The sequence below is a fragment of the Streptomyces sp. JLYT201 genome (genome assembly GCF_059448825.1).
Map to the genome: position 1 here is coordinate 6,648,471 of NZ_CM182551.1, position 16,911 is coordinate 6,665,381.

The 16,911-nt window shown below is 67.5% G+C and carries 17 protein-coding genes; 15 read left to right on the forward strand and 2 right to left on the reverse strand.

What is annotated here, in order from left to right; genetic code table 11:
- Positions 1-6 precede the first annotated feature (6 nt).
- Positions 7-1,206: a methyltransferase, FxLD system gene (fxlM, locus tag AC5WAM_RS28135; protein ID WP_495519224.1), complete on the forward strand. Its 1,200-nt coding sequence runs from the start codon at positions 7-9 to the stop codon at positions 1,204-1,206.
- Positions 1,207-1,242: 36 nt separating this feature from the next.
- On the opposite strand, the gene AC5WAM_RS28140 is transcribed toward fxlM, so the two are convergent.
- Positions 1,243-1,458 (reverse strand): LexA family protein, encoded by a 216-nt coding sequence (locus AC5WAM_RS28140; protein WP_172387343.1) that lies wholly within the window; start codon positions 1,456-1,458, stop codon positions 1,243-1,245.
- Positions 1,455-1,682, reverse strand: coding sequence for a DUF8825 domain-containing protein (locus AC5WAM_RS28145; protein WP_253917182.1), 228 nt, complete (start codon positions 1,680-1,682; stop codon positions 1,455-1,457). Before AC5WAM_RS28145 ends, AC5WAM_RS28140 begins: the two co-directional genes overlap by 4 nt.
- A 174-nt stretch (positions 1,683-1,856) precedes the next feature.
- On the opposite strand from AC5WAM_RS28145, the gene AC5WAM_RS28150 reads away from it, so the two are divergent.
- The 14 genes from AC5WAM_RS28150 (at position 1,857) to AC5WAM_RS28215 (ending at position 15,461) form a co-directional block, all read left to right on the forward strand.
- Positions 1,857-2,438 carry a hypothetical protein gene (locus tag AC5WAM_RS28150; RefSeq protein WP_495519225.1) on the forward strand — a complete coding sequence of 194 codons (582 nt, stop codon included), beginning with the start codon at positions 1,857-1,859 and terminating at the stop codon, positions 2,436-2,438.
- Between the two features lie 130 nt (positions 2,439-2,568).
- Positions 2,569-3,009 carry a DUF6093 family protein gene (locus tag AC5WAM_RS28155; protein ID WP_495519226.1) on the forward strand — a complete coding sequence of 147 codons (441 nt, stop codon included), beginning with the start codon at positions 2,569-2,571 and terminating at the stop codon, positions 3,007-3,009.
- 5 nt (positions 3,010-3,014) lie between these two features.
- Positions 3,015-3,431 (forward strand): DUF6093 family protein, encoded by a 417-nt coding sequence (locus tag AC5WAM_RS28160; protein WP_495519227.1) that lies wholly within the window; start codon positions 3,015-3,017, stop codon positions 3,429-3,431.
- Between the two features lie 40 nt (positions 3,432-3,471).
- The gene (locus AC5WAM_RS28165) at positions 3,472-3,870 is read left to right on the forward strand and encodes a hypothetical protein (RefSeq protein WP_495519228.1); all 399 of its coding nucleotides are present in this window, start codon (positions 3,472-3,474) and stop codon (positions 3,868-3,870) included.
- Positions 3,870-4,283, forward strand: coding sequence for an HK97 gp10 family phage protein (locus AC5WAM_RS28170; protein WP_172387349.1), 414 nt, complete (start codon positions 3,870-3,872; stop codon positions 4,281-4,283). The genes AC5WAM_RS28165 and AC5WAM_RS28170 overlap by 1 nt, the downstream gene beginning before the upstream one ends.
- Positions 4,283-4,717, forward strand: a complete 435-nt coding sequence (locus tag AC5WAM_RS28175) for a hypothetical protein (RefSeq protein WP_172387350.1) — start codon at positions 4,283-4,285, stop codon at positions 4,715-4,717. Before AC5WAM_RS28170 ends, AC5WAM_RS28175 begins: the two co-directional genes overlap by 1 nt.
- Positions 4,718-4,847: 130 nt before the next feature.
- On the forward strand, positions 4,848-5,342 hold the full coding sequence (locus tag AC5WAM_RS28180; RefSeq protein WP_172387351.1) for a phage tail tube protein: 495 nt from the start codon (positions 4,848-4,850) through the stop codon (positions 5,340-5,342).
- A gap of 13 nt (positions 5,343-5,355) precedes the next feature.
- The gene (locus AC5WAM_RS28185) at positions 5,356-5,961 is read left to right on the forward strand and encodes a hypothetical protein (protein ID WP_495519229.1); all 606 of its coding nucleotides are present in this window, start codon (positions 5,356-5,358) and stop codon (positions 5,959-5,961) included.
- 26 nt (positions 5,962-5,987) lie between these two features.
- Positions 5,988-6,290 (forward strand): hypothetical protein, encoded by a 303-nt coding sequence (locus tag AC5WAM_RS28190; RefSeq protein ID WP_495519230.1) that lies wholly within the window; start codon positions 5,988-5,990, stop codon positions 6,288-6,290.
- A gap of 3 nt (positions 6,291-6,293) precedes the next feature.
- Positions 6,294-10,619 (forward strand): phage tail tape measure protein, encoded by a 4,326-nt coding sequence (locus AC5WAM_RS28195; protein ID WP_495519231.1) that lies wholly within the window; start codon positions 6,294-6,296, stop codon positions 10,617-10,619.
- Positions 10,619-11,506, forward strand: coding sequence for a phage distal tail protein (locus AC5WAM_RS28200; protein WP_172387354.1), 888 nt, complete (start codon positions 10,619-10,621; stop codon positions 11,504-11,506). Before AC5WAM_RS28195 ends, AC5WAM_RS28200 begins: the two co-directional genes overlap by 1 nt.
- Before the next feature lie 12 nt (positions 11,507-11,518).
- A complete protein-coding gene (locus tag AC5WAM_RS28205) occupies positions 11,519-12,451 on the forward strand; it encodes a hypothetical protein (protein ID WP_495519232.1) in 933 nt (310 codons plus the stop codon).
- On the forward strand, positions 12,451-13,539 hold the full coding sequence (locus tag AC5WAM_RS28210) for a hypothetical protein (RefSeq protein ID WP_172388178.1): 1,089 nt from the start codon (positions 12,451-12,453) through the stop codon (positions 13,537-13,539). The genes AC5WAM_RS28205 and AC5WAM_RS28210 overlap by 1 nt, the downstream gene beginning before the upstream one ends.
- A complete protein-coding gene (locus AC5WAM_RS28215; protein WP_495519233.1) occupies positions 13,536-15,461 on the forward strand; it encodes a phage tail protein in 1,926 nt (641 codons plus the stop codon). The genes AC5WAM_RS28210 and AC5WAM_RS28215 overlap by 4 nt, the downstream gene beginning before the upstream one ends.
- The last annotated feature ends 1,450 nt before the right edge of the window (positions 15,462-16,911 follow it).

Consider the following 16,911-nt stretch of genomic DNA (forward strand, 5'->3'; position numbering starts at 1 on the left):
CGCGCAGTGAACGCACCGACCACCGACGAACTCCGCAACCGGCTCGTGGACGACATCGCCGCCCAGTCGAAACTGCCGCCCGCGGTAGAACGCGCCCTTCGCACTGTCCGCCGGGAACAGCACCTGCCGGGCCTGGACCCCGCTGAGGCCTACGCCGACAAGGCCGTAGTGATCAAGGAAAACCCCGCAGGAGGACCGCTTGCTCTCTCCTGCGCCTCCGTGCCCTCCGTCGTCGCGATGATGCTCGCCCAGCTCGACGTGCGCCCCGGCAACCGCGTCCTGGAAATCGGCGCGGGCACCGGCTACAACGCCGCGCTCCTGGCCGAACTGACCGGACCGGGCGGTCAGGTCACCACCATCGACATCGACTCCGACGTGACCGTGCACGCCCGTACCGCCCTGGACCGCTCCGGCTACCCGCACGTACAGGTCATGCAGCGCGACGGGCTGAAAGGCGCCCCCGAACACGCCCCCTACGACCGGCTGATCGCCACCGTCGGCATGTGGGACATCCCCGCCCCCTGGTGGCAGCAACTCGCCGACGGCGGCCGCCTCGTGCTCCCCTTCCGCTGGCGCGGACAGACCCGCTCCGTGGCCCTGACCCGCCACGGTGACACCCTCATCTCCGACGGGATGGAGCTGTGCGGCTTCGTGCCCGTCATCGGCCAGACCGGCGAGCGCACCGCGGAACTCGCCGACGGCACCATCCGGCTGCACCACGACCAGGACCAGCAGGTCGCCGCCGACCGCTTGAGCGATGTGTTCTCGACATCCGCCGCGGAGGTATGGACCGACACCAGGGTCGGCAGGCAGGAACCCTTCGACGGAATCTGGCTCCGGGCCACCGCCTGCGACGACACCGTGTGCCGCATCGAAGTCACCCGGCAAGCCCTGGACCAAGGCGTACGCCGCCCGGTGATCCCGGTACGCAGCCCCGCCCTCGTCGCAGGCGGCTCCCTCGCCTACCTCATCGCCGAGCGCGACGACCTGGACCCCGAGCGCCCGGTGCGGCTCGGGGCTGCCGGATACGGCGCCGAGGGCCCCGAACTCGCCGCCAGGCTCAACGCCCACATCACGGCCTGGAGCGCGGACCGCACCGCAGTGCCACACCTCAGCGTGCGCCCCGCCACGACGCCGGAACCCGCCCGCACCGGGGGCCACACCATCAACAAGCAGGACAGCCGAATCGTCCTCGCCTACGAGTAGCCAGCCGGCGGATGATCCTTGGGAGGCGTTCTTGTGTCAGCGTCCGCAGTGCGGACAGCGACCGCTGGGACGCCCCCTTGTCTCCACGATGACGCCCTGCTCCCGCAGCCGTTGCACCTGATAGTGGGCCGAGGAGGCGGAAGTCAGCCCGGCGGCAGCGGCAAGCTCACGCAGCGAGGGCGCCTCGCCATGCTCGGCGATCCACTCCCGTGCGCCGCGCATGATGCGCTGCTGGCGATCGGTGAGGGTCATGACCGAGCCCTGCGTCGTGCCGTCTCCTTGAGCGCCACGCGAGCCGCCGGTGTGCCAGCTGGCGTCCGCCAGTAGGGATGGTTGGCGATCAGCCGGGACAGATGGAGGAGCCGTCGGCGGTACGCGGCGCCACCGTCGGGTGGCGAGGCCGCGAGGCGCCTGTAAGTGGCGTGCCAGTCCGTCTGGGCCTCCAAGAGGTCCGAGGGGAAGAGGGTGCTGTCCATGGCCAGAAGTAGATCGCATGTTCGATTTTTGATGCAACGCGGCGATCTCCGGTGTTTCCGGCCGAAGCCTCTCGGCGGGAAGCACCGCAGCTCATGCCTGTTTCCTTCCGCATAATGTTTCCAATCCTGAGAAACACCTGGTCAGCGCCGTCAGCGTGGGCATCATGGCGTGCCATGGAATCCATTCGAGTAGCCCCTGGTCTCGTCCTCGGCGAGGCGCAGTACGTCACCGCGGCGGCCGGTGTCGCCGCCCACGCCCCCGCCCTGGCCCCCCTCACCTGGGAGGCGTTCGTCCGCCCGCTGGGCTGGTGGCTGGTGCCAGACAAGGACGGTGAGCTCAGCAAGGCCGAACTCACGCTCCGGGAGAACCGTGACCGCACCATCAAGATCAATCTGTGGTTCCTGCCCGACCTGCGCAGTGCCCGTCCTTTCCCGCACTCCCACCCCTGGACTTTCTCGTCGCAGATCCTCGCCGGCGGATACAGCGAAACCCGATACTCCGTCGATGGCGGCCACGTGGACGTGACGGAGATGGAGCACGTGCAGGGCGCGACCAGCACAGTCGACCGAAGGCTGTATCACGAGGTGACCGCTCTCCACGCGCCCCCGGGGAGCACGATGACCATCATGGCCTGCGGCCCCGGTGAACGCGGCGCCTGGGGCTACCTCGACCTTGGCACGGGCCGTCACGTGTCGCCCGAGGCGGATGTCGCCTTCCCCGCACGGCTCAAGGCCCTCAATCCCCATCAGCTGTAGGGAACCGCGGCTGTTCGCCATTGAGGCTGGTCTGGTGGCCATCATCAGCGACCCACCGGACACCCCATAGCACTGAGTGATCAGGTAGATGCGCGGGGGAGTTGAAGGCGTCACCGATACCTTCGAGTGCGTGAGCGACAATGCCGTGGGGCTGACGCTGAAGGCCGTCGGCGCGATCGTCGAGAAGAAGATCCTCACCGACACGGTCAAGATCTTCAGGGCGGGGGAACCCGTCTTCAACCCGGACACCGGTCAATACGAACCGGGGCCGCCAGTCACTGTCTACGAGGGTCCCGGAGCGATCTTCCCGGCCGGCGGACCGTCCGTGGTGCTCCACCTGGCGGGGCAGCCGTACGTGAACGACACCCCGTCCCGGTACCGGCTCCTCACACCGCTATCGGCGCCCGTGGCCTCGCGCGAGGACAAGGTCACCGTCCTTGCCTCAAGGGACGCGCCTGCGGCAGGGCGGACATGGCGCGTGCTCGACATCGGGGAAACCTCCACCCTCCCCGTCGTCCGCACCACGTGGGTGGACCAGAACACTCAAACGACCAGCGGGAACCCAAAGTGACCACAGTGATCGACCCGGAGGAGATCCGGAAACAACTGGAGGCCAAGCTCCTCCTGGACACGGTGCGCATCACCCGGCCGATCGGCACACCAAAACTCGACCCGGCCACCGGACTGCTGGGCGACACTCCTGCGGAAACGATCTACGAAGGACCAGGCGCTCTGTTGTCGGGCCACGGCCAGGTCACTGCCGAGGGCATCGTCGGCAAGCAGTGGCTCGACGACACAGTCTCCTGGTACCGCCTTCTGACGCCACTCGGCGCGCCGGTTCCGGCACGGTACGACCGGGTGGAGGTGACAGTCGCCCACTCGGGCAGCGCCGCCACCGGCGGCCGCACATGGCAGGTCCTCGACCCGGCGGAAGCCTCGACCGTGGAGCTGGTGCGCGTGACCCGCCTGGACGAGATCACACCGCCTTCGTGAGGCGAGTCGGGGCTCTCGGGAAGCGCCCTACGCTCGATGCATGAAGATCACTGATGGTGTGGCCGATGAAGCCCATCAGGTCCGCATAGCCATGAACGGCAGGAAGACCTTCGAGATCGACGGCATCGACTATTCGCGGGTGGTCGCCGCCTACACGCTCCATCAACAGGCCGGAAGCCCGGCCGAGTTGGTGATCCAGTGCGCCTCGGGGCGAACGGTCCCCGCCTTCGACGGGTACGCGCGCGTTGCCGTCGGCGTCCCCCACGAGCCAGGTGAAGCCGCAGCCCACTTCCTGAACGCCATCGACGCGGGGCTGCTGGAGAAGGCGGCCCTGGCGCGGGCCGATCTCGACGGCGGACAGCACGGGTTCACCAAGGCGGTCCTGGCGCAACTGAAGCAGTGGGCGCGAGGAGAGTTCGCCGAAGAGGAGACGAGCTGATGGCCGGAGGTTCGCGCCGTCGGGTGGGCGCCTCCTCGAACGCCCCGCAGATCGCCGCCCGGCTCAACGCCCGTGCCGCAGCGGCCCTGCCCGCGGTCGCCGGTGTGGTCCAGCACCACGCCATGCTGCTGGAGACCAGGATCAAGGCCAATGCCAGCGGCCGGCCCGGCCCGAACGCGCCGACGGGCGACTACCGGCGCTCCTGGACCCACGAGATCAGCAGCAACGGCGCGACCGTCCAAGCGGTCGTCGGCACGAACAAGCCGCAGGGACGGCGACTGGAGTACGGGTTCGTCGGCGCAGACAGCCTGGGCCGGATCTACAACCAGCCCCCATTCCCACACGTGGGACCCGCTGTTGAAGAGATCCGCCCGGCCTTCCTAGCGGCCCTCCAAGCGGCGGTGGGCGACTGATGGCCGTATCGGGTCGGATCATCAGCCTCGCCGTTCAGGCGATGCTCAGCAGCGCGACGGGCCGCTCCTGCGGGTACGGGTCGGCGCCCACGGCCAGTAGCACCCCGACCGGGGCGGCCGTGCCGTACAGCGTCCTGTACCCCGTCGGTTCGACCAGTGACGGACCCCCGTTCGGAGACGCCAGCGCCGACGCTCGGATCGTGTACCAGGTGACGTCGGTGGCCACCACGGCCGAGCAGGTGGAGTGGATGGCGGACAAGGTGCGCACCGGGATGCTCGCCCAGACCCCGCGCGGCTACGCCCATGCGATCACGGCGCCCGGCTACGTGGTGATGTCCCGGGAGCTGGACAAGGAGGAAGGCGTGACCGCTGCGAGCGGCGTATACAGTTACATCCAGCGGTTCGCGATCGAGGTCACCACGCTCGTCGCCTGACCGCTTCACCTCACCGCGGAGGCTTCTCGCGGACGCCCGGCCACTCGGCACGGGCCGACTCCCAGCTTGATCGTTGGGGACGGGCCTGCCGCGCACCCGGTGGACTGCGTCTCCGGAGAGTGAGAGTCGCGTGTCCACCACGCAGCAACGCTTCATGCGCCGAGGGACCACCCTCTTCTACTTCCTCCAGAAGATCGAGGCCGCCAACAACGTGCCCACCCGGGCGGAACTGGCGGCCGCCAACGCCACCGATCTGTCGAGCACCATCTCCGACGTCGAGGGCTGGTCGCTGGAGAACACCCCGATCGACACTCCCGACATGGGCTCGACGTTCGCCACGACGATCCCCGGCGAGGACAAGGCGGACAACAGCAGCCTCACGTTCTACGAGGACAAGGTCAGCGACACCGTCGAGACGCTGCTGTCCAAGGGCACCGTCGGCTTCATCGTCATCCTCCGCAAGGGTGACGTCCCCGGCTCCAAGTCGCTCGACGTGTTCCCCATCCGGGTCGGCAGCCGCAGCGCCTCGTACAGTACGGGGTCCGAGCCCGCGAAGTTCAAGGTCACCTTCGGCATCACCGAGGAACCGACCCTGGACGCCCCTGTCCCGGCCAAGAGCGCCTGACCGGGGGCGCCGCATGACAACGACTCCTGAACCGCCCACGGCCGCTGTCGCCCGGGATGCCCACTGGTCGGCGAAGATGGCCCGGCTCAAGGCACGCAAGCTCCCCGAGCGCACCTTGCGCGTGTGCGACGACGACGAGGCGAAGAAGCACGCCACCGACGCCGCGCTTGAGGTGGCCAAGGCCCGCACCGCGGCCCGCGCGGAGTCCATCGAGCAGGGCGTTGCCGAGGCTGACCGCGAGCCGTGGATCGCCGGCCAGCCCGCGGTCGTCGCCGCACAGCTGCGGCTGGATGCTGCCGAGCAGGCCCTGGAGGACGTCACCGTCGTCCTGACCTTCCGGGCTCTGCCGAGGCCGGCCTGGGAGCAGTTGCTGCGTGACCATCCGCCCACAGAGGCCCAGGCCGACCAGGGCATGGAGTACAACATCGAGACCTACCCGGCCGCGCTGATCGCCGCCTGCCACATCGAGCGGGACGACACAGGCGCCGAAGTCGCCGGTATGACCGAGCAGGATGCTCAGGAACTCCTCGACGCCTGGCCGGACTCGGAGGCGAAGGCCCTGTTCACCAGCGCGCTGGTGGTCAACCAGACCCTCAGGGCCGACCTGGGAAAAGGCTGATCTCCGATGCCGGATTTCGCGCGGAGATGGAGGTCTGCTCCACCTACGGCATCCCCCACTCGCAGTTCACCGGTGCGGGGGACGGCCGGTGGACGGCGCTCGACCGTGCCAAGGCCGTCGCGTACCTCGCCTACGCGAGGTCGGTGTGCGAGGCGTGCGGAACGCGCGCGCAGGAGTGGGACGAAACGGCAGGAGGTGATCGGTTCGCGTACGTCACCGACACCCACCGGTGCGTGGGCTGCGAGCTGATCGCGATGGAGCAGGACCAGGTTCCGGACGGTCCGGAAGGCCGCGGGGTGAAGGTCGGGCTTCGGCCCAGGAAGGCGTAGCCGGTGGCCGGGGCCTACACCCTCTACGTTCAGATCCAGGCCGGAGTCGCTGGCCTGGTCGGCGGCCTGCGCACGGCCGCGGGCCAGGTCAACGCGTTCGGCGGACAGATACGCCGACTCGACGGCGACCTCAACCAGCTCGCCGCCCGCTCGGACCAGACCCGCCGCGCCATGGTCACCGGCTTCACCGTGGCGGGAGCCGCCCTCGGCGGCGCGTTCCTCATCGGGGTACACAACGCCATCGAGCTCGAAAAGCGGATGGCGAACGTCATGACGATCTCCAAGGAGATCAACAACACCAACATCCAGGGGTTCACTGACCAGATCATCGAGCTGAGCACCCAGCTCCCGCAGACAGCTGATCAGCTCGCCGAGGGCCTGTACCAGGTCGTGTCGACCGGCTTCGACGGCTCGGACGCCATGACCATCCTGAAGGTCGCAGCGCGCGGTGCCGCCGCCGGCCTGACCACGACCGAGACGTCCGCGCGCGCCCTGCTGGGCGTGCTCAAGGCGTACGGCATGGACGCCTCGCAGGCCAGCGACGTCATGGACGTCATGTTCCAGACTGTCAACTACGGCGTCGTTTCGTTCGACGAGCTGGCCCAGCAGCTCGGCGACGTCATCCCCATGGCGTCGGCCGCCGGTGTCGAGTTCGACGACATCAGCTCTGCCCTCGCCGCCGTCACCCTGACCGGCATCCCCGCGGCCGAAGCGGTGACGGCGCTCAACATGCTGATGACGCGGATGATGAAGCCGACCCGCGAACTCCAGGACATGATCAAGGGCTTCGGATACGAGTCCGCAGCAGCCGCCCTTGAACAGGACGGCCTGTACGTCGTCATGCAGAAGGTCCGCAACGCCACCGGTGGCAGCGCCGACCAGCTCGTGCCCCTGCTGAAGGACATCCGTGCCGTCCGGGCGGCCCTGGCGCTTTCGGCGGCCGACGGACAGAACTACGCCGACACCTACAAGGGCATCAGCGTCGAAGTCGAGCGGGCGGGGGCCACGCAACGGGCCTACGCGATCCAGATGGACACCACTGCCGGGCAGTGGAGCCTCTTCCGCAACCAGGCGGCAGCCCTCGGTATCGACATGGCCCGCGTTCTGCTTCCGGCCCTTCAGGCCGTCGGAGAGTACGCGAACGTCCTGGCGGGCGCGATCAACGACCTGCCCGGCCCGGTGAAGTCCCTCATAGGGGTCCTGACCGTCCTGGCCGCGGTCGCGCTCCTGGGCAAGGCCGCGTTCCTGCGGTTCTCGGTTCAGCTGGCCGCGTTCCGTACGCAGGTTGCGGCGGCACGTGCGGGCGGATCGATGCTGCCCGCTGTGCTCAGCGGTACGGGAATCGCCGTGGCAGGCCTCACTGCTCTGCTGGCCATCGGCGTGGGCGCCTACGCCATGTACTCGGCCAGCAAGCAGAAGGCGAAGGCCGCCACCGAGGAACTGGTCAGCGCGCTGCGCAAGGAACGTGAGGAGGGCGAGCAGGGAGCGGGCCTGCGCACCTTCACGGAGCAGCTGACCAACAGCGACGACGTCGACCAGCTCAAGGAGGCTGGTGTCGACGTCAACCGCGCCATCGACGCGATCACCTCGGGCGGCAAGAAGCTCCAGCGCCTTCGGGATGAGCTGGATCTGAAGAAGGCCGAGTCGTGGGAGAAGGTTCCGGGCGGCCTCGGGACGTACGACGTCGACTTCGACAAAGCCAAGAAGGTGCTGAACAAGCAGCACAAGATCTGGTCGGACGCGGTCAAGAAGGAGAACGAGCTCGCGGCCAACATGGCCATCGTCAACAACAAGATCAAGGCCAACCGCAGGGAGGCAGCCGGATCCTGGGACATCACCCAGGGCCTGCCGACGGACAAGAACGGCGCCCCCCAGTACACCGAGCAGATGGAGGCGATGGCCAAGACCCTCGAATCCATCGTCGACCCGGCGAAGGCCTGGAAGGCCGCCCAGGACAACGTCGCCGCGGCCAACCGCAAGGCGGGACGGTCTGCTGACGCCTCCAAGGCATCGCTCGCCGACTACGTGAGGGAGCTGCGCAAGCAGCTCAAGGCGCAGCGGGACTTCCAGAAGAACCTGGGCCTGCTGGCTTCCGAGGGTCGCCTGGACCTGGCGGATCACTTCTCCAAGCTCGGCCCCGACTCGGCGCCGATCCTCGGCGAGCTCGTCAAGCAACTCCAGAAGGGCAAAGGGAGGGTCGCTGACGAGCTTGAGTCGATCATCCTGGAGTCTGCGGCACGATCCACTCCGGCGTTCCGCGCCGGGCTGGAGCAGCTCCCGGCGATCTCCGCGAGGTACGGGAAGAAGGTGGCGAAGGCCTGGGCTGACGCCGCAGCGACCAACGACCCGGGCAAGCTGTCCCGCGTCATGCGGGACATCGCCGTCGCGGACTTGTCCAAGGCGGCCCGACGGCTCCCCAAGGCCGCCTCCGCCCAGCTCGAAAAGGGCATGAAGCTCCTGTCCGACGTGTCTGCCCGCTACGGCAAGGAAGCATCCACCTCGCTCGCCCAGTCCTTCCTGAAGGGCGACATCGAAGAGATCCGCTCCCAGCTCGGATACCTGTACGGGGCGGACATGCCCATCAGCGCCCCTGACCTGTCCGCGGTGGTGGCCGCCTTCAAGACAGCAGGCTCCACGTCCCACGCCGAGTGGTCCGGCATGCTCAGCCTCATCGTCGCCGTCGCGCAGAAGAAGGGCAGCGCCGCGGCCGCCGCCCTGACGAGCGCCCTGCTGTCGGGCGACATGGCCGCTGTGCAGACCCAGCTCAACGGCATCGGCGCTTCCGTGGAGCGGATCCCCGGCTCGAAGACCATCACGATCAGCGTCAACCGGCCCGCCGCCATCCACATCCCGATCATCGGCAGGGCCACGCCCACGTCGTGGGACCGGGACGCCAACTTCGTACCCGACTCCATCCAGGCCCGAAAGCACGCCAACGGCGCCGTGGTCGACTACTACGCCAACGGCGGGGTCCGCCGCCGCGAGAACCACGTCGCGCAAATCGCCCGCGCAGGGACGTGGAGGGTGTGGGCGGAGGAATCCACCGGCGGCGAAGCGTACATCCCGTTGGCCCACAGCAAGCGTCCTCGCTCCCGTGCCATCACCGAGGAGACCGTCCGGCGCCTGGGCGGAAAGGGGGTTCAGTGGTACGCCGACGGCGGCTTGTCCGGGTGGTCGTACTCGCCCTCCGGCCGCGCCGAGCTGTCCGATGTGTCCTCGATCCATTCGGACTCCATGAGGAAGGTGAAGCGAGGCAAGGGGAAGAAGCGGAAGGAGGTCGAGATCTTCGACCTCCGGCTCTTCGAGAAGAATCTCGACCGCGCCGCAAGCCGGGCGGCGCGCTGGCGCAGGGACCTGGCCACCGTTGCCCGGCGTGCGGGCCAGGACGTCGCCGATGCCCTGGAGGCCATGGGAGAAGACGGAGTGCAGCTCACCCGGAAGATGGCCACGGGGTCGAGCAAGTACATCCGCGAGATGGCCAAGGACCTGGAAAAGCTCGGAGTGATCGCGAAGGCCAGCATCGGCGACTACACCCGTCAGCTCCGCTCGGCCGTCAAGGACCAGACTGCCTTCGAGAAGAACCTCTCGAAGCTCACCGCCATGGGCTTCGGGGATCTGGCGGGGATGCTCGCCGACCAGGCCGACGAAGACGCCGAGGACATCGCGGCCCAGGCCGTGAAGTCCAAGTCGAAGGCGAGGAAAGCCAACAAGGCGGCGAAGGCCGCGAAGAAGGTCATCCCTGACGACGACCTCCCCGACCTGGTCGCCATCATCCGTGCGATCAAGAGCAGCAAGACCGGACTCCACGCCGTGGCCGAGTCCACCGAGCTGGACGAAGATCGCATCATCGAAGTCGCAACCCTCGGCCGGTCGCGCATCAAGGGCGTGCTCGGCTCCAAGGCGAAACGATTCCTCAAGGACCTCGGCAGGGCAACGAAGGGCCTGTCCTACCTCAACGGCGGCATCCTCACGCCCGGCATCTACGCCACCAGCAACGGCCTGGTCCGCTTCGCCGAACCCCAGACCCAGGGCGAGGCATTCATCCCGCTCGGGGGAGCGCAGCGGAACTCGGCGACCGCCGTGCTCAGGGATGTCGCCACACGCTTTGGCTACGAGCTGACCCGTTCCGGGGTCAGCGGGCCGATGCGCCTCGTCGACGCCCGGCCGCGCGGCGCTACGCAGGTCGTCGTCGTGCGGGAGCAGCCCGCCGCACTCGTCGGCTCCATGCCCGTCACCGTCCACGGAAGCGCCGACCCCACCGCGGCCGACCGCGTCGGCCTGGAAGTGATGCGACGCCTCCGCAACGCTCAGAGAGGAGGCCGCGTCTGATGACCGCGATCACCCTCAACCTCGCCGGCGTCGCTATGGGCCCCGGCACCCCCTACCTCATCTCGGAGATCAGCGGCCTGGGGACACCGGAGCTGCGCACCCAGGACGTCGAACTGGCCGCCGACGACGGGGCCTTCCCCGGCGCCGACTACTACCAGCCGCGCGTGGTCACGATCGAGGCGGGCATCAGAACACCCGGAGACCCGGCTGCGGCGACCGACGCCCTGGCCGACCTGCACCGGGCCGCATCCACCCCGTCGATCCGCCGCGACGCCGGAGACCTGGCCGTGCTCCGCGTGCGCTGGCCAGGACGGGACAGCACCCGCCGCTTGTACGGCCGCGTGCGCCGGGTCGAGACCGCCACCATGAGCAAGGTCAACTTTGGTTGGATACCGGTCACCTGCGAGTTCGTTGCCACCGATCCGCGCTGGCACGGAGAGCCGGAGAAGACCCTCTCCCTGCCGCTGACGATCTCGACCAGCCGCGTCGGCTTCAAGGCACCGCTCGAAGCCCCCATCACCACCGGGGTCGTCGAGCCCGAGCGGCGCAACGGCTGGGCCGTCAACGACGGCGACCTTCCCGCATGGCCCTCCCTGACGATCCAAGGACCCGTCAGCAACCCGCGCATCGACTGTCAGGCCACCGGCCGCACCATCGCCCTGGACTACTCGATCAAGCGGGAGGAGACCTTGCGTATCGAGACCCGGCCAGGCACCCGATGGGTCCTGCACGACGGAGCGAACGCGAGCTTCGCCCTCACCCGCACCTCACGCCTTGACCGCTTCACGCTCCCCGACGGCTGGTCCCACATCTCGTGGACTGGCAGCGACTACACCAACGCCACCCGCCTGACCGTCGCCTGGCGCGACGCCTACACCGCCCTTTAGGAGAAGCACGCAATGGCTCTCATCCAGCCGCCTCTCATGGTGAACGGGGCCACCCACTCGGCACGCGTGATGCGCATGATGGCTCGCAACCTGGCCCGAGCCTCCCAAGGTGTCGTCGAAGGCGACGACCTACGAGTCCGGCAACTGGTCACACCCGGAGACGGCGTCCGCGTCGGCGACGGCGCGGCGATCATCACCGGGGCCACCTCCCGCTCCCAGGGCTCCTACACCCTGTTCAACGTCGGAGACACCGCAGTTCCCATCGCGGCCACCGGCAGCACACCGCGAAACGACCTGGTCATCCTGCGGGTAGAGGACCCCGAGTACGAGGGCACCCTTGACCCGACCGTGGACGCCATCGGCCACTACGAGGTGATCTCCGGCGTCTCCGCCACCCAGACCACAGCACCCTCGGGGTATACGGCCATCCCCTTGGCGCGCGTCAACATCCCCTCGAACACCGCCACCATCACCGACAGCATGATCACCGACCTGCGGCGCATCGCGAACCCGCGGCGGGACCGGCGGCTTCATACGTCCTTTCCCTCGTCGCTGTCCAAGCTGACGTACCAGGACGGCAAGTGGCACAAGTGGCCCACGGCCGCCTCCTGGCAGATCGCGATCCCTCCGTGGGCCACGTCAGCCAAGGCGATCGTCACGATCGCCGGACTGCGCATGTACGACAACGACATCTGGGCCAAGATGCAGATCGCCCTTGGCGGTGACCTTGGCCAGGACACGATCATCGACGACAACCAGGGCACGCCCGTCCGGCGGCAGACCGTCGTCATCGCGGACAACATCAGCATCTCGTCCGGCCAGCGGGGGACCACGCAGCCTCTGGTCCTGCAGACGTACATGTACAAGCAGGAGACTGGGAACCTGTCCGTCGACGCCGGCACGTCGATCATCCTGGACATCGAGTTCAGCGAAGGCCTGCGCTGATGGCCTACCGGTACATCACCACCCGCGCGCTCACCGGCGACGTGCTCGCCTGGGACCTGCCCATGAGCAACGTGGAGTTCGGCCCCGCCCTCTCCGCCGCGGGCAGCTTCTCGGGGGCCGTCGCCCCGCGCCTGGCCACCCTCGTACGCACCCAGGTCGACGCCGGAGACACCTGGCTGTACGTCGAGCGTGACGGACGCCTGATGTGGGGCGGTCTCGTGTGGCGGGCCACCCCAGAAGGCTCCGAACTCCAGGTGGAGGCCGCCGGGCCCGGGTCCTACCCGCACCGCCGCCATGACCTTCACGGCAACCTCGGCGGCCGAGGACCGTACGTGTACGCAGATCCATGCCGCGTCATCCGGGACGTGTGGACGTACCTCCAGGACCAGCCCGACGGCGACCTGGGAGTGGTCGTCGACAACACCACATCCAAGGCCAAGGTCGGCACTCCTGGCGACCGGTACAGCATCGACTGGTGGGAAGCACCGGTGCTCGGCGACGTCATCGAGGACATGGTCCAGGTCGAGGGCGGACCGGAATGGACCGAGACCGTGTCCTGGGCGGGGGAGAAGCCCCGGCACCGCATCCGCCTCGGCTGGCCCCGCCTGGGCACCCGCCGTACGGACCTCGCGTTCACCACCGGCGTGAACATCATCGAGTCCGTCTCCGTCGAGTACGACGCCGACGAGACCGCCCAAGTCGTGATCGGCCTCGGAGCGGGCGAGGGCCGTAACCGACGACGGGAGATCAACGCGATTCGTAACGGACGCCTGCGCCTGGAGAACGTCCTCGAGTTGCCCTCCGAGAAGGGCAAGGACCGTCTCGCCGCGCGAGCACGTACCGAGCGCATCGCACGCCAGGTGACAGGCGAGGTCACCGAGATCACCGTTCGCGACCACCCGGCCGCACCGATCGGCTCCTGGCAGATCGGCGACGACGTGCGTGTGCGAGTGCACGACGACTGGGCCGACTACGACATGTGGTCGCGCATCGTCTCCTACCAGATCCGCCCCGGAGCGGAAGACAGCGAACGGGCCGTGATCCAACTCCAGCGCGCCGACCGGTTCACCTACGGGGGCGAGTCATGAGCAGGGAAATCGCCAACCTCGCCGCCAGGGTCGCTGCCTTGGAGAAGAGGCTCGACCGGACCACCCGCTCGGCGAGGCTGGCCTACTCCTCCATCGAGGCCGGAGCCATCGAAGTCCACAACCACGACGGCACCCTGACGGGGATCGTCGGAGTGCAGCCGGACGGCACCACCGGCATCACCGCGGTGAACGGGGCACCGCCCCCCACACCGAGCGCACCCCTCGTCGAAGCGGGCGTGGCCGTCGTCAAGGTCACCTGGGACGGAACGTTCACCGACACCCTGGCAGCACCGCTCGACCTCGCGCGAGTACAAGTGCACGTGCTGACCGACCCCGCATCCGAGCCCGACCCGCGCAACCCGGCAGCGACGATCGAGGCCGCCTCCGGGGCCACCGTCACGATCGGGGTCGCGAGCTACCAGACCGTATGGGTTCGGCTCGTCGCCCTCAACACCTCCGGCCGCCCCGGCGGCGCCTCGCCCGCCTCGCCCGCCGCGCCCCGCCGCGCCAACCGAGACGACCTCGCGACCGGTGCCGTGGAACTGACCCATCTGTCGGGGGCACTGGCCGACTCCGTCGCCCAAGGCTTCGCCGACGCCACGTTCAAATCCTCCACCTGGGCGGTCGTCGGCCTCGGCACGGGCGCCTCATGGACAGTCGTCGGGTCCCCTGACGCGCAGAGCGGCGGAACCGTCGGGCAGGCCACCGGAGCAGTCTCCCTGGGAGGACGCGTCCGCATCCCCTACGAGCCGACCACGCTCTACCGCGTCTCCGTACGCGTGCGCACCACCGCCCAAGCCGATCCAGCCGCACCAGACACCGTCTACCTGGGCCTGCTGGGATACGCCGCTGACGGCACCACCCTCGTCAACCGCAACGGCGAGTCCTCCCTGCTGTCGCAGAACTACTGCGCCGCCGCCGGCGCGAGCGTCGCCGCGACGTCCGGCTGGAGCACGTATACCGGATACGTGAGGGGGAGAGCCGTCCCCGGCACGAGCGGCCCGAACCGGGACCTGCGGAACCCGGGCAACATGCACGACTACGTCCGCTACATCAGCCCGTACGTCCGCCTCAACTACGGCAACAGCCCCGGCACGATGCAGGTCGACTGGGTGTCCGTGACCGCAGTGCAGACCGGGCTCGTCACCGTCGACAACCTTGCTGCTGGCTCCGTGCGCGCCGAACACCTCGACGCGGACGCGATCAACGGCAAGACCGTCACCGGCGCCGTGGTCCAGACAGCGACCGGCGGGCGGCGCCTGGTCATGAACCCTGCGGCCCGCGATGGCCAGCCCGCCTTGGAGATGTACTCCGGATCCCGGGCCGAGGTCGCGCCGGGACGTGTGCGGTCAGAGGTCCTCGACATGGGCTCCTGGCTTCAGCCGGAGATCTCGGTCGAGTCTCCTCTCGTCGGCGGATCACGCGCTGGCATCACCCTCAGATCACCGGAGGTGGACGGGCAAGGGCGTGTGAGGATCCAACCCTCCGACCAGACCGACGGACATGCACACATCACAGTGGAGAACGGCGGGCCGGGCGCTGACTCGACGGTCACGCTGTACGGCTCACGAGGCAGCAGAGCGGGCCGCGGCTACCACTCCGTGATCGTCAAGGGCAGCGGCGTCACCGTTCACGGCGGCACTCGACAAATGCGCTATGTGGATGGGGTGTTGAGCGTGCCCAGCATCGCGACGGGTGCCGTAACGATCACGCCGACGCCGAATGCACCGACATCTGTGACCGTGAGTGGCCTCGACGTTGCGGGTAAAGATCATCGCGGGTTCGTGACCGCAGCCTCCTCCGTTCCCGGTGCCATCGAGGAGTGCACGGTCACCAATGTGAGCGAAAGGGGACTGACTGTGTGGGTGAAACGGAGCAACAACACGGCTACGAACATCTCCTACCTTGTCATAGGGAGTTGACGCTCATGTCATCTGCTGGTGAATCCGTTGAATGGCCTGCAGTCGTCCTTGTGGCTGTTTGTCGCACGCTGGGTTGCCCAGCGGAGAACATTCCATACCCTGGGCTTTACTACGAAAACCTTGAGCCTCCGGTCTATCGTGGCCAGTGTGGCCAATGTGGCCAATCTGTCAAGGAATTTCACCGAGACGGGGGCGCCTAGCTCGTACTCAAGCGCGGAAGGGTGCCTCGGGTGCGATCTTTGCCTTTCCGCTGCGAGATGCATTTGGTGACTTAGTAGAAGTCGAATGGGCCTCCGGGCATGATTACCGCTTCACCGGCTCCTCGTGCGAAATGGAGGGCCGCAGTTGTCAATTCGTCTAATTCCCTTGTCCAAATGCTCTCATCTCTAAAGGGCCAGTGGCGCATGCTCTTGAAGGTAGTGTCCCGATTCTTGAAGTCGGAGGAGGGGGTGACGGACTCCCCGTTCCAGGCGTTCAGAATGGCTGCGGGTGTGGCGTGCGCTCCAGGGGTGTTCGCGATGTCTAGTGCAGTTGGAGAGTTGAGGAGGCTGGTACGGATCTCCGCCAGGCAACTTGTGGCGAGCCTGCTTGCGTACTCGGCGACACGTTTATTGGCTCCTAGGAAGTCTGTTTCGTCGATGTCGCGCAGGTGCTGGAGGTCATGGATTGCCCGCGCGTGAGCCCAGTTCCACATGGCCCGTTCGCGGCATCGAGTTGGTGGGATGTACCTTCCCTCGCCTTCTTTGTTGCAGATTCTCCAGAGGGCACCGATAACGGCCTGGCGGGCTTTGAGTGCCCAGTCGGGTTCCCTTTCGCTCCCTGCCGCTGCCATAACCCACAGTACGTCGGGCGCGCTTAGTGACTGTGTCTGTTTTGCGATTTCCTTTTCGCTCGGGCTACCGGCGGCCAAATGGTAGTTTCGCACTTCACATTCGAAGAGGTGGCGAAATCTCTCTCTTTCCTCGTAATGGGGGTAGAGTACTGACGATACATAAGGGCGAATAGTGAGGCTGACACTTCGAGGAGTATTTCCTCGTACGCCATCTTCTGCGAGTCGGCGTCGGTCCTGCCAGTAGGAAGGGTCTCCGCCCCAAGCATTCACCACCAAGTCGAGTACATCGCGCTCTGGCAGGTGTGTACCACTTAGCCATGAGTAGTACGTGGTCCGGGAGATGCCAGTAACCTCGCATGTTGCCTTCACGCCGCCTGCGTGGCCAGCACTGTCTCTCAAAGCTCTCAGCTCGATAGCGAAGGCGTGGAGGGGTTGCTCCGGGTCAAGTCGATTGGCTCGTCTACCCACGTTGTCCCCCTGTAGTCCCGCGTAGTCCTGAGAAGTCGCGAGGTAGTCCGAGGCCGTAGCCTAGCCCGCTCGCTCGTGTCGATGCTGATGTTGTCCATCTCTAGGGCCTGCAACGGAGGTTGAAGTGGGGATCGCGCACAGCGTGAAGTT

Bases quoted from the DNA above. Each gene is read 5' to 3' on its own strand.
- AC5WAM_RS28170 (WP_172387349.1), top strand. From the start codon at position 3,870: ATGGCCGGAGGTTCGCGCCGTCGGGTGGGCGCCTCCTCGAACGCCCCG.
- AC5WAM_RS28140 (WP_172387343.1), bottom strand. From the start codon at position 1,458: ATGACCCTCACCGATCGCCAGCAGCGCATCATGCGCGGCGCACGGGAG.
- AC5WAM_RS28175 (WP_172387350.1), top strand. From the start codon at position 4,283: ATGGCCGTATCGGGTCGGATCATCAGCCTCGCCGTTCAGGCGATGCTC.
- AC5WAM_RS28185 (WP_495519229.1), top strand. From the start codon at position 5,356: ATGACAACGACTCCTGAACCGCCCACGGCCGCTGTCGCCCGGGATGCC.
- AC5WAM_RS28190 (WP_495519230.1), top strand. From the start codon at position 5,988: ATGGAGGTCTGCTCCACCTACGGCATCCCCCACTCGCAGTTCACCGGT.
- AC5WAM_RS28210 (WP_172388178.1), top strand. From the start codon at position 12,451: ATGGCCTACCGGTACATCACCACCCGCGCGCTCACCGGCGACGTGCTC.
- AC5WAM_RS28145 (WP_253917182.1), bottom strand. From the start codon at position 1,682: ATGGACAGCACCCTCTTCCCCTCGGACCTCTTGGAGGCCCAGACGGAC.
- AC5WAM_RS28165 (WP_495519228.1), top strand. From the start codon at position 3,472: ATGAAGATCACTGATGGTGTGGCCGATGAAGCCCATCAGGTCCGCATA.
- AC5WAM_RS28215 (WP_495519233.1), top strand. From the start codon at position 13,536: ATGAGCAGGGAAATCGCCAACCTCGCCGCCAGGGTCGCTGCCTTGGAG.
- AC5WAM_RS28205 (WP_495519232.1), top strand. From the start codon at position 11,519: ATGGCTCTCATCCAGCCGCCTCTCATGGTGAACGGGGCCACCCACTCG.
- AC5WAM_RS28150 (WP_495519225.1), top strand. From the start codon at position 1,857: ATGGAATCCATTCGAGTAGCCCCTGGTCTCGTCCTCGGCGAGGCGCAG.
- AC5WAM_RS28200 (WP_172387354.1), top strand. From the start codon at position 10,619: ATGACCGCGATCACCCTCAACCTCGCCGGCGTCGCTATGGGCCCCGGC.